At 44.2% G+C, this 13793-nt stretch carries 16 protein-coding genes and 1 tRNA gene; 12 read left to right on the forward strand and 5 right to left on the reverse strand.

Going from position 1 to position 13793, the window contains the following annotated elements; translation table 11 throughout:
* Positions 1–116: 116 nt before the first annotated feature.
* A tRNA-Gly gene (locus ACEU5R_RS00270) sits at positions 117–190 on the reverse strand.
* 47 nt (positions 191–237) lie between these two features.
* Here ACEU5R_RS00270 and ACEU5R_RS00275 point away from each other — a divergent pair.
* On the forward strand, positions 238–1683 hold the full coding sequence (locus ACEU5R_RS00275; RefSeq protein WP_392408782.1) for a tyrosine-type recombinase/integrase: 1446 nt from the start codon (positions 238–240) through the stop codon (positions 1681–1683).
* A 165-nt stretch (positions 1684–1848) separates the two neighbouring features.
* The gene (locus ACEU5R_RS00280; protein ID WP_392408783.1) at positions 1849–2310 is read left to right on the forward strand and encodes a hypothetical protein; all 462 of its coding nucleotides are present in this window, start codon (positions 1849–1851) and stop codon (positions 2308–2310) included.
* Positions 2311–2361: 51 nt separating this feature from the next.
* Here the strand turns inward: ACEU5R_RS00280 and ACEU5R_RS00285 are convergent, their stop codons facing one another.
* Entirely contained in the window at positions 2362–2814 is a 453-nt protein-coding gene (locus tag ACEU5R_RS00285; RefSeq protein WP_392408784.1) for a prepilin-type N-terminal cleavage/methylation domain-containing protein, read from the reverse strand.
* Between the two features lie 12 nt (positions 2815–2826).
* Positions 2827–3324: a hypothetical protein gene (locus ACEU5R_RS00290; protein ID WP_392408785.1), complete on the reverse strand. Its 498-nt coding sequence runs from the start codon at positions 3322–3324 to the stop codon at positions 2827–2829.
* 273 nt (positions 3325–3597) lie between these two features.
* Between ACEU5R_RS00290 and ACEU5R_RS00295 the strand changes: the two genes are divergently transcribed.
* From ACEU5R_RS00295 to ACEU5R_RS00330, 8 genes are all read left to right on the forward strand, one after another.
* A complete protein-coding gene (locus ACEU5R_RS00295) occupies positions 3598–3786 on the forward strand; it encodes a hypothetical protein (protein ID WP_392408786.1) in 189 nt (62 codons plus the stop codon).
* A 4-nt stretch (positions 3787–3790) separates the two neighbouring features.
* Positions 3791–3988, forward strand: coding sequence for a hypothetical protein (locus tag ACEU5R_RS00300; RefSeq protein ID WP_131727245.1), 198 nt, complete (start codon positions 3791–3793; stop codon positions 3986–3988).
* Positions 3975–4292 carry a plasmid mobilization relaxosome protein MobC gene (gene mobC / locus ACEU5R_RS00305; RefSeq protein WP_392408787.1) on the forward strand — a complete coding sequence of 106 codons (318 nt, stop codon included), beginning with the start codon at positions 3975–3977 and terminating at the stop codon, positions 4290–4292. Before ACEU5R_RS00300 ends, mobC begins: the two co-directional genes overlap by 14 nt.
* Positions 4273–5592, forward strand: coding sequence for a relaxase/mobilization nuclease domain-containing protein (locus ACEU5R_RS00310; RefSeq protein ID WP_392408788.1), 1320 nt, complete (start codon positions 4273–4275; stop codon positions 5590–5592). The genes mobC and ACEU5R_RS00310 overlap by 20 nt, the downstream gene beginning before the upstream one ends.
* Positions 5580–6119, forward strand: coding sequence for a hypothetical protein (locus ACEU5R_RS00315; protein ID WP_392408789.1), 540 nt, complete (start codon positions 5580–5582; stop codon positions 6117–6119). The genes ACEU5R_RS00310 and ACEU5R_RS00315 overlap by 13 nt, the downstream gene beginning before the upstream one ends.
* Before the next feature lie 2 nt (positions 6120–6121).
* Positions 6122–6505 (forward strand): hypothetical protein, encoded by a 384-nt coding sequence (locus ACEU5R_RS00320; protein WP_392408791.1) that lies wholly within the window; start codon positions 6122–6124, stop codon positions 6503–6505.
* A 132-nt stretch (positions 6506–6637) separates the two neighbouring features.
* Positions 6638–7354, forward strand: a complete 717-nt coding sequence (locus ACEU5R_RS00325; protein ID WP_392408792.1) for an HNH endonuclease — start codon at positions 6638–6640, stop codon at positions 7352–7354.
* Between the two features lie 238 nt (positions 7355–7592).
* Complete coding sequence (locus ACEU5R_RS00330; protein ID WP_392408793.1) at positions 7593–9224, forward strand: replication endonuclease; 1632 nt, start codon at positions 7593–7595, stop codon at positions 9222–9224.
* A gap of 339 nt (positions 9225–9563) precedes the next feature.
* Here ACEU5R_RS00330 and ACEU5R_RS00335 read toward each other — a convergent pair whose 3' ends face one another.
* Complete coding sequence (locus ACEU5R_RS00335) at positions 9564–10757, reverse strand: CaiB/BaiF CoA transferase family protein (RefSeq protein WP_392408794.1); 1194 nt, start codon at positions 10755–10757, stop codon at positions 9564–9566.
* 261 nt (positions 10758–11018) lie between these two features.
* Entirely contained in the window at positions 11019–11915 is an 897-nt protein-coding gene (locus tag ACEU5R_RS00340) for a LysR substrate-binding domain-containing protein (RefSeq protein WP_392408795.1), read from the reverse strand.
* A 132-nt stretch (positions 11916–12047) separates the two neighbouring features.
* On the opposite strand from ACEU5R_RS00340, the gene trmB reads away from it, so the two are divergent.
* Positions 12048–12848 (forward strand): tRNA (guanosine(46)-N7)-methyltransferase TrmB, encoded by an 801-nt coding sequence (gene trmB, locus ACEU5R_RS00345; protein ID WP_392408796.1) that lies wholly within the window; start codon positions 12048–12050, stop codon positions 12846–12848.
* Positions 12848–13789, forward strand: a complete 942-nt coding sequence (gene pip / locus ACEU5R_RS00350) for a prolyl aminopeptidase (RefSeq protein WP_392408797.1) — start codon at positions 12848–12850, stop codon at positions 13787–13789. Before trmB ends, pip begins: the two co-directional genes overlap by 1 nt.
* The last annotated feature ends 4 nt before the right edge of the window (positions 13790–13793 follow it).

Raw genomic sequence — 13793 nt, forward strand, 5'->3', positions numbered from 1 at the left:
GCGCTTGCGGTGGATTTCCATGGATGCCAGTGGACGCTAGATTTTGGAATACCTTCCCAAAATCAACCACTTACAACGCTCGCTGGACGAGCCTGACGTTCCTTGGATGATGATGCTGGAGCGGGTGATGGGAATCGAACCCACGCTTGAGGCTTGGGAAGCCGCCGTTCTACCATTGAACTACGCCCGCACTGGTAAGCCTTTGATTTTAAAGGCTTTTTGCTGAAGTGTCGTTTTATGATGGTGTCACTTCGAGGTGTCATTTTACCCCGTTTTTTCGGGGGGTCAAACGGACACCGACAAATGCGATATGGAACATACCTTGAAGTAAGACGAGGGTTTTACTACTTCCGTCAAACGGTTATCATCAATGGAAAGCAAAGAGCTAAACGGTTCAGTTTAAAGACGAAAGATTTAAGAACAGCTAAACTCTTATCTATTCAATTAATAGCAAATCTTCATCAAATGATTAAAAAATTTGAAGTTCAATATGACGAAAATAACAACATTAAAAGTCTAAAAATTGAAAATGAAGAAGATAAAGCTAGATTTATTGAAATAGAAGAAATGCGACAAAAACATCTTGCTTTTAAAAAACAGCAAGAAATGGATAAGCTCGCACTTGAAGAACAAAGAAAGAAAAAAGAAGAAGAGCAAAAATTAGAAGAATGGGAAAAATCAGACAGAAGTAGTATTTATCAAAAGCTTATGAATAACTTACCTACGAAAGGTAAGTCCATTCGTAAATGTCTTGATGAATACATAGAACAGCTACAAGTTAAAAACCCCCAAACTAAAGAAAAATATCGGGGTTTCGTAATGGCATTCGTCCGTTTTTGTGATACGAAAGAGGTTACACAGTCAAGCCAAATTGATAGACCTTTGGTCTGGGATTATATTGTTTATTTGCGAAGTGAAGAGCAAATGAGCGATAACACTATCAAGAATAAACTCACTCCTTTATCTACTTTCTACAATCATCTAAAACGGATTGGAGAAGTCACAACAGACAACCCATTTTCGGGGCATAGCTTTAAGATTGAAAAAACAAAAAGAACTCCTTTTTCAATTGAAGAGATTGACAAAATTTTTACTTGTCAAGAGTTGCTTGACAACAAGACCCTTTTTTATATCACTCTTATTTTATTAACGAGTGGAGCAAGACCAAGTGAAATTTGTCAGCTTTATGCTGATGACATTAAAGAAGAACAAAATAACATATTCAGCATTCGCATTACAAGCAACGAACAGCGAGAACAATCAATAAAAAATGAGTGGAGCGATAGAAAAATATATCTACACCCACTTGTGATAAAACAAGGTTTTATTGATTACTGGAAAAATAGAGATAAGAGCAAACCGTTATTTGATATTAAACGACAATCAAATAAAAATGCCTCAAAATTCCCGAGTGAAGATTTTTCAAAAATCTTGCGAGAAATTGGAATTAACATAAAAACAATTTACTATTTTAGGCATACAGTTATTAATCGTATGTATCAATACGGAATGAAAAATAAAGTTGAGAATTTAGAAAAAATTATGAGGGATATGATAGGGCACGATGACGACAATAAGAGCGACACGATAGAAAAGCATTATCGTGATAAATTGTCATTTGATATTCTTAAAGAACTGACAGAGCATATTCTTAACTACGATGAAGTAAAAGCACTACATTAAAAGACGGTTTAGCAGTGAAACCCCCTATGAGCTCTATCTATTGATGGAGCTTTTTTAATGCGTATTTTTTTCCTCTTTTCTCTTTCTTTTTTCCCTCTTCTTTCTTTTCTTCTGTATAATTAGTTCTGTTGTAAGAACTTCATCTACTCCACCAGGACAAGCCAAATGACTACGGAAACCACTGCTGAAAAGAGCATTGACTCGCGCATTGAAGAACTGATGAAAAAGGGCTTCAGCAAGTTGTCTTTTGCTGAAAAGAACGAACTCAATACCCTGATGGCTGAAAACCTCAAGGACAGCCAAGCTCAACAACTTAACAATGTAATTGCTGAAGTCAAGGCACTCATTGAAAAGAACGGCTTTACCGTTGGCGATGTTCTTAAAGTCCTTGGTAGCAATGGAGCTACTACTGAAAAGATCCTTTTCAAAGTCCCCTATGTGGATAGCAAAGGGAAAGATAAATTTTACGATTGGCACCCGAAGAAAAAGCCTGTTGGAATTTCGGCTAAATACTTCCAAAAGCTCAAAAATGCCGATGCTGAAACTAAGACCCAATGGGCAACGGCAGAGGGTAAAGAATGGCTCAAAACCGATGACGGCAAACGGTTTCTTGTCAATGCCGAATAACCAAAACACCAAAGAAAAGCCCCGAGAAATCGGGGTTTTTTTTCGTCTAAATTAAAGAACAGAACAAGAGCTAGGAGCATATTTTAAAAACGATTGAGCTACTACACATTCCCATTTTATAGAGCCCGTTTTTTCATCTACTTTAGGATAGTAGCTAATAGTAGTTCTTACTGACGAGTCAAGCTTTAAGTCTTTCATATTAACAAGAACACCTTTATAAGAACTTCCGTCCCTTTCTTTATAATTAGCAGTAAATATAGAAGAAATATTAGAACTAGGGTTTCTAATAAAACCGATATCCCAGCCGTCTAAAGAACCGTTCTGGCTTATATATTCGGTCATCTCGCCTTTGTATCCTTCGGCTAATAATATCCCCTCACTAACCTTTGATTTGATTGTATAGTCTTTATATGCTGGAATAGCTATCGCACTCAAGACCCCTACGATAGCAACCGTTATCATTAACTCTATTAATGTAAAACCTCTTTTCTTTTTATTATTCATATCTTACCTTTTTTAATTATTATTGTTGTATTTTTCTAACCACTTTTTAGCACTCTCTCCAATACTTAAATCTCTACTACAACTATCAAAATGAGATTTAATTGACTGAGTTTGCCCCTCTGGTAGAACTCCGTTATTTAATTTAGAAATCTCTTTACACAAGTCCATTAGACTATAAGAGAATACGGAAATACTACCCGTAGAGCTAACAGAGCCACCATTAAGTATTTTTTCTTTCTCTTTTAGAACTCTATCAGTGTCTATATAGCCCTTAACTTTCCATTGGCTCATCAAATTACAGAGCCTAACATTGTTAATTCGTCTATGTTGTGGAACTACTTTACACATATCAACATTCTCATAAAAGAATGCTACGACCTCTTTATGCTCTAACTTCATATCAAGCAAAGCTCTTACCGTATGCCTCATACCGTAAAACTCAATCCCCTTGTATCCTCTTTCTTTCACTTCTTTTACTTTTTTGTTTAATAATTCGTATATATCACTCATCTTTTTATTCTCCTTATAGATATATCTTTAACTATATCTCTTATCTTTTTATTGTCAATAACATCTAATCTCGTCTAATTTAATTCTAATTAAAATTTGACAAACGAGAAAAATCTTATACAGTTAAGATTAAGGGCAAGGCTATTCTTTTTATACCGTTTCACGGCATTAAAAAGACCTTGTAAGGGTTCCACCCTTAACCCGTTGCTTTGGAAAGCAACCTTTTTTTATGGGACTAGTCCCATACCCTTTATAAAAATAGGAGAATAATAAATGATAAAGGAAAATAAATACAAGCTCAATGACAACTGTTTAAAAGTCATTGAGTTTATAAAAAGAGCAGAATTAAGATTAAAACAGATAGATAAAAAATACTCTTATGCTGATTATCCTATTGGGATTTTAGCAGAGAAAAATTATCTAGAAAATATCGTAAAACAATTAAAAGCAGAGGAAGAATAAAAATATGAAAAAGAAAAATACAAAACAAATTAGCGACTTAAAAAATAAAGCAATAACTACTTTATTAATATTAGAACAAGTTCTTATGGACGATAATTTAGACAAATCGTTCAAAGATTTTTCTATTAAATCATTAGTTAGTCTAGCAATAGATACAGCAAATGAAATCGTAGAATTAGAGATACAAGATGATGAAAGTTAAAAAACACTTGTGGATAACGAAAGAACAAGACGAAAAGCTAAAACTTCATCGCAAAAATTTTGGCTTAAACAACGGCGAGTTTTTTCGTCGTTGTATTGATAAAGATTTTATCTACATCAAGCCGTTTTTAAAACTCACAAAAGAAATAAACAAAATTGGAGTTAATTTAAACCAAGTCGCTTTTAGATGTAATAGCAACGAAGAAATTGACGAATTAACTCTAAATGAATTAATTTCTATCAATGAAAAACTCAACGAATTATTAAAAGAAATGAGAAAGAAGAATGATAATAAAATTATTTAGAGATTACAAAGCTGGCAGAAGTTCAGCAAAAGGGGCAGTAAATTATTGCTTATCGGACTTTGACAGTAGAAGAAACAGACGAGAAGTAAAACCCGTTGTTGTCAAGGGCGACCCTTACAGAACTCGTTCTTTAGATAGCTTATGTCCTGAAAAATGGACAAGCTTATCTACAAGTGGAGCTATCGCTTTTCGTGATAAAGAAGAAATTACACAAGAAAAAAAGCTAGAACTAATAGACCAGTTTGAAAGAACTTTTTTAGGAAATATGCGAGATAGAACAAACATTCTATGGATAGAGCATAGAGATAAAGGAAATTTAGAACTTCACTTTGTGATAAATAAAATTGATTTAGTTACGGGAAAATATTTTAATCCGTTCCCACCAGGGCACATTCCCAAAAAAGATGCTTTTGTCAAGCTCAAAAACGATGAGTTAGGCTTTGAACAAGTGGAGCAGAAAAACCCTTTTAAAACTTTTTTCACAGATGATGAAAGAAAGGCTTTATTGTCAAGCTCACACAATTTCAAGAGTTTAGACAAAAAAGCACAGATTGATAAAGTAGTCAAAAATCTCATTGTAAGCAAGAAAGTAAAAAACCAAGATGAATTAATCAAATGGTTTAAAGACAACGGTTTTAAATTATCTCGCACGACTGAAAAATCTATCAGTATAGAGATTGACGGAGGTAGAAATATCCGTCTAAAAGGTGGAATGTATGAAAGTTCTAATTTATCTTATCAAGAGATTTTTAAAGAGTTCAAAGAAAAAAAAGAGCCCTTTGATAAGAATAAATATCTTTCTATATTAGCTACCGAGATAGATAAATCAAATAAAGATAACGAGAAAAGATTTTTTAAAGCTAATACAGAAAAAGCGACCTTCCAAAATCGCTCACAAGCGAAGAACCAAGAGGGGCAAGGGGTTAGAGCTACCCCACAGCAAAAAATCGCTCAAAACGGCTCTAATCAAGTCGCCCCAAAAGCCGACCAGGTAGAACACCAGGCACAGCCCCCTACACCATCGGACACAGCCAAAAAGCCCGTCAATCAAGGTTCTAGCTCCCCTTCTACCGACAACAGCCACACGGATAAGGGCGATAGCTCTACACCCACCATCTCAACGGGTGGCATTGATGGAGCAATGGCAGAGGTTCAACAACTCACAGCAAAGATTGCTAATGCGAAAACTCTACAAGAAAAAATAAGGCTTGAGTTTGAATTAGCAAAAGCTATGGCAAAGCTACAAGCAGAAAAAGATAAACAATTAAATCAAGGAGCAAAAACAAAATGGAAGATTTAAAACAAATTCATTTAATTTTATCTAATCACATAAACGAGCAATTTATTGACACACAAGAAGAATTATCTTTATTTCTTGAAGAAGACGAGCAAGACTATTTATCTAGCATTCCTTTATCTTTTTCCAACGAAGAAGACCCGAACTATCTAGCTTATGCGAGCTATACAGATAACAACATAAATTTTGCTTTAAATTCTCTATTAAAGAAAAATTTACAGAGAACTATTATTCACGAGTTTTCACATCATATCGCTAGAAAATACCTACATATAAACGGGCATACTTTAGAGTTTGCCATCATAAATTATTGTCTTCAAAGAAAAGTTTTAGGAGAAGATAAAGACTATTTTCGTTCTTATGATATTCACGAAGACAAAGCTTATAACTTAATTTCAATTAAACCTTGTCATTTTGACACTTTAATAAACAACATTTGTTTTCGCTCTTTATTAGAACTAGCAAATAAAGCGAATTACTTATCAATGAAAATAAGACAGAAATCTATACCTTACCAAATGGCAGAATAAAAATGAAATTAATTAACTTACTTATAGAAAGAGAAAATTTACAGACACAGCTAAATAATCTCAAATCATCAAATAAATTTGATAGTCAAACAATAGCGAACAGAATACCAATTATAAAAAGACTATTTGCGATTGATGGACTTATAGCCAATTTTTCAAAAATTGAGCGATACGAAGCTCAAGAAAAACTAGAAGAAATGAAAAGAATTAAAGGCAGAGTTTTACAAGTGGAAGATGTAGAGAAAGAAGAAATTTTAGACCTTTCTTTTTTTCTTATGCTTGTAGAAATGATTTTTCAACACAAAGACTTTAATACTAAATACTTTATAGCATTAGGTCTAAAACAAATTTTAGGGGGCAACTATGAGAACAGAAAAAGATATTAAAGCTAGAGAATATATAAAACAAGAGATAAGAAAAGAAGAGCAATGGAGAAAAGATAAATTCATTATTATTTTCTCATTCTTAATTGCTATCGTAATTATGTCAGTGATGAATGTTTATTTTATGAGTGTTAGATGAGATTTTTAAGACGACTATTTAAAAAGAAAGACTTTGAAAATGAAGTTATAGAAGATTTAGAAGAAAATGAAGAAGAAACAATTTTTATCCTAAATCACTATGAGAAGAATAAAGAAGAAGTCAAAAAATGGGATAGTAAAAACTTACTGACCCGTTTAGAGCTTGACAGACAAAACATCTATAAGATTAATTTTTGCTTTATTCCAAAAAATCAGAATTACAAGAATGTCCGTTCTTATATTCAGTATCTATATGGCGATTATGAGAAATGGCAGTCTTTAAGAAAGCACTTTATTAGAAAGCACAATTCAACCTGTCAATGTTGTAATCGTCAATTTAAAGATTTAGAGTTACACGAACAATGGAGCTTTGACGACTTTGATAAAATACAAAAGCTTGATAAGTTAATTTTGTTATGTAAAGAATGTCATTCAATAGCTCACATCACTCGTCATAAGAAAGAGCCACAAAAAATTGATGAGCTATTAGACTTATATTGTTTATATAACAAAATTGAACTTTCCCAAGCCTGGAAAGATTTTGAGTTTCACGAAGAATTAAGAAAGAAAAGAAACAACATAAATTATCAATTAGACCTTTCTTATCTCAATAATTTTTCTTTCAACATAGAAAATTTATTTGATTGCCATACAGATAAGTTTAATAGTTTCATATATAAATTTTCTACTGATAATAAAGATGAAAAAGAATAATGCCCCGTGAGGGGCATTATCAACACAAAGAGATAAAATAATAATTATAAAGAGATAATATATATAGAACCATCATAGCTCTATTTTATTAGAAGTCAAATTTATCTTTAAATAAACAAAGCCCCTTTTAGGGGCTTGTTATTTATCAATTTATTGTTATTATTAATTTGCATAGAACTAAAATAACGGAACTAACGGAGTTTTAATATGCCTAGCAAATAAAAATGGAGTTTTTAATATGCCTGACAATTCAATAATAAACGAAAAGACTTTAAAAGTCAATATCTTACAATCAAAATCACTAAATGATTTTATCAATTCATCTTTTGAAATTACAGAAGAAGAATTTTTAAATTTATCGAAAGAACAACAGGACTTCATCTTATTTATTAAAGAAGAAGAAAAATTAGATGAAATCATTGAGAAGAAAAAAAGACTAATTCCAACAGCACTTTATCAAGAAGTCGCACAATTAGTAAGTAGAAATTATTCTAATGATTGGCAACTATACTTTGACGATATTATCTATTTTGATGTTTTCACTCTTGAAGATTTCTTTTATTCAAGACTTGATAAAGATAGAATACAAAGAAAAGAACACAACATCAACAAGCTATCAAGGCAAAACTTATCTTTAAGAAGAAAGCTAAAAAATAAGTATCGTAAAGCAGTATGGCATGCCCAAGTTTTACTCAAAATGATTGGAGGAAACCAACACGATAGACCCTTATATATTAGCAATAGTCTAAAAAGAGAGTATCAAAACAACTATAAAGCCAATCAAAAATTTATCAATGATATGTGTATCATTGGAGAGAATGGCGACATTATCCCGCTTTCTAAAGCCGTAAGGACACAAGAACAAAAGACAGCAGAGCATTTAAACATCGTAAATGCTATGGAAAAAAGAATGGAATTACACAATGAAGAAAACCCAACCGATAAGATGGACTGGCTTTTTATCACACTAACATTAAAGCCAGAATTACACCCTAACCCCACAAGTAAAAATAGTAAAAATTCTTATGAAGGGATGGCTCCCCACTTATCAGCAAAAACTCAAAAAGCTGATTGGAACAAAGTAAGAGCTTTATTAAGAAAAAAAGGAATACTTCCAGAAGACCGATATTATGGGGTAATTGTCAGCGAAAGTCATAAAGATGGTTGTCAGCACCTACATTTGATATTTTTCTATTTTTTGAATGACTACAATACTATTCGCTCTTGTTTCTTCCAAGTATTTTTTAATTTAAACGACAATCAAAACGATAAAAAATGCTCTTTTAAAAGAAATGATGGTTCAGCAAAAGCAAGTAGCTATGTCTTTAAATACATAACAAAGGCAACATCAAACTTTGACCCGAATACTGATATTTTTAATCTTCAAACAGAGCAAGAAAAAGGTTGTTTAATCAACTCAGCTTTTAGAAGTTTTAACGGAATAAGAGGAATACAATATTTCGGCATAGCAAATTGCTTGACAAAATGGAGATTTTTATCTCGCAATATTAAAAGAATGGATATAAATCAAAGATTAGAAGAAATAATTATAAATCAAGATTTATATTCTTTCATTGCTGAAAGACACTTTGAGAATGTAGAGAATAAATATCACACGACAGCACAAAAGACTAAAAAATTTATTGGCTGTATTGTAGATAATTTATTTTACATCAAAAGATTTTTCTCAAAAACTCTTCTTCAAACACTAAAAACCAATAAGACAGATTTGTTTTATTTGTTAAATGGTTTTATTGATTTAGCTAATTCTAAAAAAGAAGAGGTTTTAGTTAGTCATAATTATTCAAGGGGGAAAGAAAAAGACCTTTTCCCTCCGGGATTTCTTCTAAATGAAATAGATTTTAATTAAAAATTAAAGAAGAAATTAAAACAGATTAGAAATTAGGTAAAGAAGTCAAGCTTTTAAAGAAAAAGCTCGGAGCCCTACATTCTCCGAACCACTTGTCAAGCCTGAACCTTTCAGGTTCAACCTTTACGGGGTAAAATAGGGGGTCACTTTGAGGGGTCACTTTCATTTGTGTAGTTCAGCGATAAACCCATTTTTTATGCTTATAAATCAAGCACTTAGGTTTATCGGGGGTCAGTAAGTTAATCCTACCATTGAACTACACCCGCTCTGGGTGTCGTGCCCCGGCATGAAACCAGGGCAGAGGCGGCGATTATAGCGCGCGTTCGCCGCGCCCGCGCTTCACTCGATCACCCCGCGCGCGCGCAGCGCATCGCGCTGTTCCTGGCTCAGGCCGGCCGAGGCCAGCACGGCGTCGGTGTGCTCGCCCAGCGTGGGCGCGCGTTCCCGCACGGCGCCCGGGTTGTCGGACAGAAGAGGAAATACGGCCGGCATGTCCACGGCGATGCCGCTGGCGGCCCGCACGGTGGTGATGGCCTCGCGGGCGCGGTAGTGCGGGTCGCGGGCGATGTCGGCCACGGTATAGATGCGGCCCGATGGCACGTCGGCCTCACGCATGGCGGCCAGCACCTCGTCGATGGAACGCGCGCGGGTCCAGTCGCCGATGGCGCCGTCGATCTCGGCGACGCGGCGGGCGCGGCCGTCGTTGTGCGCCAGGTCGGGATCCCGGCCCAGGTCGTCGCGGCCGATGCAAGTCATCAGGCGGACATAGATGGCGTCGCCGTTACCGGCGATGAGCACATAGCCGTCCCGGCAGGGATAGGCGTTGGACGGGGCGATGCCGGGCAGCGCGGCGCCGGCCGGTTCGCGCACCGCGCCAAAGACCGAGTATTCCGGCAGCAGGCTTTCGCTGAGGTTGAACAGGCTCTCGTACAGCGCGGCATCGATGACCTGCCCCTGGCCGCCGCGCGCGTCGCGCTGGTACAGCGCCAGCAGCACGCCCAGCGCGCCGTGCAGGCCGGCGATGGTGTCGCCCAGCGACAGGCCGGCGCGCACCGGCGCGCGGCCCGGCTCGCCGTTCAGGTAGCGCAGGCCGGCCATCGCCTCGCCGATGGCGGCGAAGCCCGGCTCGCGCGCCTTGGGGCCGGTCTGGCCGTAGCCGGACACGCGCAGCATGATGAGGCGCGGATTCAGCGCGTGCAGCGCGTCCCACGACAGGCCCCATTTCTCCAGCGTGCCGGGACGGAAGTTCTCGATCAGCACATCGGCCTCGCGCGCCAGCAGGCGGACAATGTCCTGGCCCTCCGGCTGGCGCAGGTCCACGCACACCGATTGCTTGTTGCGCGACTGGGCTTCCCACCAGACGGAGGTGCCCTCGTGCAGCAGACGCCACTTGCGCAAGGGATCGCCCTGGCCGGGCGGCTCGATCTTGACGATCTGCGCGCCGAAGTCCGCCAGCGTCTTGGCGGCAAAGGGGCCCGCGATGAGTTGTCCGAGTTCCAGCACGCGTATGCCGGCGAGTATCTGCCCTGCCATGTCGCCCTCCCGGCGAATCGAGGTGATGATGGAAGGCAGTGTGCGCCATGCGGGCGGGGCGGTGGAATGAACGATTCGGGAAGGGGGCATTCCCGGAACGAGAAGACCTGGCGACCGGCGTGTCCGCACGCTCGCCTCGCGCGCGACTGCCGACACCTTCACGGCCCGTGTCCCGCTTGACAGCCAACGCCTCCGCGCCCCGCGTCCCGCTCGACAGCCAGCGCCTCCGCGCCCCGCCGCGCCGAGGATCCGCGCCCGCCCCTACTGCTGTCCGCGCAGGTGCGCCAACAACAGCCGCGCGGGCACGGGCAGCGCGTCGGCGTCGCGCACGCCCAGCAGCAGGCGGCGGCTGGCCCAGTCGTCGGTCAGCGCGATCAGGCGGATGGGCATGGAGCGCGCGTGCGGCTCGGCGGCCAGCCTCGGCAGGATGCCGACGCCGCCGGTGGCCGCCACCATGCGGCAGATCGCGTCGAAACTGCGGACCTGGATGCGCAGCCGCATCGTCCGGCCCAGCCTGCCGCTTTCCTCGGCCAGCCGCGTCGCCAGCGAGGTCGCGGGCGGCAGACCCACGTAGTCGTAGGCCAGCGTGTCGGCGAAGGCGACGCGGGCCTCGCCAGCCAGTGGATGGCGCTGCGGCACGATCAGCACCAGCTCGTCGCGCCGGTAAGACGTGGTGACGAGGCCAGGCGCGGGCGTGCGGTCGGCGAAAATGCCGATGTCGGCGCGGTTCTCCTGGACAGCGGTGACGATGTCGTTGCTGTTCTGTTCTTCCAGATCGATGCGCACGGCTGGATGCGCTTCCATGAAGGCGGCCAGGTCCTCGGGCAGGAACTGGGTCAGCGACGAGGTGTTGGCGGCGATGCGCACCTGGCCGCGCACGCCCTGGGCAAAGTCCGACAGGGTGCCGGCCATCTGCTCCACTTCCTGCAGCACGCGCAGCGCGTGCACCAGACAGGCCTGGCCGGCCTCGGTCAGCTCGACGCCGGCGGCGTTGCGGTAGAGCAGCTGGGTGTCCAGCGCGGCCTCCAGGTCGGAGATGCGCTTGCTGGCCGCGCCCACGGCCAGGTGAGACTGGCGCGCGCCGGCCGAGATGCTGCCCTGGCGGGCCACCGAGACGAATAGCGAGAGCGTGACGAGATCGATGCGGGCGATGTTCATGGCGGGACTGGCGGCGCACCATCGCCGCGGCTGCACTATAGCGCGCGGGGCGCAGGGCGCGGAATGATCGTGTCCCCATTTAACGTTCCGCAGCGGACCGCGCGCCCCCGCCCTGCCACTACAATCCCGCCTATGACAACAAACAGCTTTGCGAATCTTCCCGTGAACACCCCCGCAATACCCGGCAATTCCGACTCGCCCGCCCCGGTTTCCCCGCAGACCGAAGCCGCGCTGGCCAGCGCCGCGCACGCGCCCAACAGCCCCGGCGCCGCCCACATCCGCAGCTTCGTGCATCGCCGCGGCCACATCACGCAAGGCCAGCTGGCCGCGCTGGAGCAACTGCTGGGCAAGTGGTCCCTGCCCTACGCCGCGCGCCGGCTGGACCCGGCCGCCGCGTTCGGCCGCGAGGCGCCGACGGTGCTGGAGATCGGCTTCGGCATGGGCGAGACCACCGAGAAGATCGCGCTGGCGCGTCCGGGCGACAACTTCCTGGGCGTGGAGGTGTTCAACGCGGGCGTGGGTTCGCTGCTGCGCCGGATCGAGGATTCCAGCATCCAGAACCTGCGCATCATCCAGCACGACGCGGTGGAAGTGGTGCGCGACATGATCGCCCCCGATTCGCTGGCCGGCGTGCACATCTATTTCCCCGACCCGTGGCCCAAGAAGCGCCATCACAAGCGCCGCCTGATCCAGCCGCCGTTCATCTCGCTGCTGGCCAGCCGCATCGCGCCGGGCGGCTACATCCATTGCGCCACCGACTGGCAGGACTATGCCGTGCAGATGCTCGAAGTCCTGAGCAACGAGCCGCTGCTGAAGAACACCGTGGACGGCTACGCGCCGCGCCCCGACTACCGCCCCCAAACCAAGTTCGAGACGCGCGGCCTGCGGCTGGGCCATGGCGTCTGGGACCTGATCTTCAAGCGAGTCGCCTGATGCTGTATCCGCAGATCGAACCCTACCGCCACGGTTTCCTGGACACGGGCGACGGCCACCAGATCTACTGGGAACTCTGCGGCAACCCCCAGGGCAAGCCGGCGGTCTTCCTGCATGGCGGCCCCGGCAGCGGCTGCTCGCCGGTGCAGCGCCAGCTGTTCGATCCCAGCCTGTACAACGTGCTGCTGTTCGACCAGCGCGGCTGCGGCCGCTCCACGCCGCACGCCAGCCTGGAGCACAACACCACTTGGCACCTGGTCGCGGACATCGAGCGCCTGCGCACCGAGATCATGGGCGCGGACAAGTGGCTGGTGTTCGGCGGATCCTGGGGTTCGACGCTGTCGCTGGCCTATGCCGAGACGTATCCCGCCCACGTCAGCGAGCTGGTGCTGCGCGGCATCTTCACGGTGCGCAGCGCCGAGATCCGCTGGTTCTACCAGGAAGGCGCGTCCTTCCTGTTCCCGGACCGCTGGGAGGAATACCTGGCGCCGATCCCGCAAGCAGAGCACGGAGACCTGGTGCAGGCCTATCACAAGCGCCTGACCGGCGACGACCCCGTCGAGCAGCTGCGCGCGGCCAAGGCCTGGAGCAAGTGGGAAGACAGCACCATCACGCTGCTGCCCAGCCCGCGCCACCAGCAGAGCCACGCCGCCGACCGCGCGGCGCTGGCCTTCGCCCGCATCGAGAACCACTATTTCGTGAACGCCGGCTTCATGGAAGAAGGCCAGCTGATCCGCGACGCCTACAAGCTGCGCGGCATTCCCGGCACCATCATCCAGGGCCGCTACGACGTCTGCACGCCGGCGCGCACCGCCTGGGACCTGCACCGCGCCTGGCCCGAGGCCGAGTTCCACCTGGTGCCCGACTCCGGCCACGCTTTCGATGAACCCGGCACGCTGGCGCGCCTGATCGCCGCCACCGACGCCTACGCCAAACGCTAAGGAG

The organism is Achromobacter sp. 413638 (assembly GCF_043119405.1).
Taxonomy (GTDB): domain Bacteria; phylum Pseudomonadota; class Gammaproteobacteria; order Burkholderiales; family Burkholderiaceae_B; genus Achromobacter.

Coding starts and splice junctions, on each gene's coding strand:
- ACEU5R_RS00325 (WP_392408792.1), top strand. CDS start 6,638: ATGAGATTTTTAAGACGACTATTTAAAAAGAAAGACTTTGAAAATGAA.
- ACEU5R_RS00330 (WP_392408793.1), top strand. CDS start 7,593: ATGCCTGACAATTCAATAATAAACGAAAAGACTTTAAAAGTCAATATC.
- ACEU5R_RS00275 (WP_392408782.1), top strand. CDS start 238: ATGATGGTGTCACTTCGAGGTGTCATTTTACCCCGTTTTTTCGGGGGG.
- ACEU5R_RS00315 (WP_392408789.1), top strand. CDS start 5,580: ATGGAAGATTTAAAACAAATTCATTTAATTTTATCTAATCACATAAAC.
- ACEU5R_RS00320 (WP_392408791.1), top strand. CDS start 6,122: ATGAAATTAATTAACTTACTTATAGAAAGAGAAAATTTACAGACACAG.
- ACEU5R_RS00310 (WP_392408788.1), top strand. CDS start 4,273: ATGATAATAAAATTATTTAGAGATTACAAAGCTGGCAGAAGTTCAGCA.
- ACEU5R_RS00280 (WP_392408783.1), top strand. CDS start 1,849: ATGACTACGGAAACCACTGCTGAAAAGAGCATTGACTCGCGCATTGAA.
- ACEU5R_RS00340 (WP_392408795.1), bottom strand. CDS start 11,915: ATGAACATCGCCCGCATCGATCTCGTCACGCTCTCGCTATTCGTCTCG.
- ACEU5R_RS00290 (WP_392408785.1), bottom strand. CDS start 3,324: ATGAGTGATATATACGAATTATTAAACAAAAAAGTAAAAGAAGTGAAA.
- trmB (WP_392408796.1), top strand. CDS start 12,048: ATGACAACAAACAGCTTTGCGAATCTTCCCGTGAACACCCCCGCAATA.
- ACEU5R_RS00285 (WP_392408784.1), bottom strand. CDS start 2,814: ATGAATAATAAAAAGAAAAGAGGTTTTACATTAATAGAGTTAATGATA.
- pip (WP_392408797.1), top strand. CDS start 12,848: ATGCTGTATCCGCAGATCGAACCCTACCGCCACGGTTTCCTGGACACG.
- mobC (WP_392408787.1), top strand. CDS start 3,975: ATGATGAAAGTTAAAAAACACTTGTGGATAACGAAAGAACAAGACGAA.
- ACEU5R_RS00300 (WP_131727245.1), top strand. CDS start 3,791: ATGAAAAAGAAAAATACAAAACAAATTAGCGACTTAAAAAATAAAGCA.
- ACEU5R_RS00335 (WP_392408794.1), bottom strand. CDS start 10,757: ATGGCAGGGCAGATACTCGCCGGCATACGCGTGCTGGAACTCGGACAA.
- ACEU5R_RS00295 (WP_392408786.1), top strand. CDS start 3,598: ATGATAAAGGAAAATAAATACAAGCTCAATGACAACTGTTTAAAAGTC.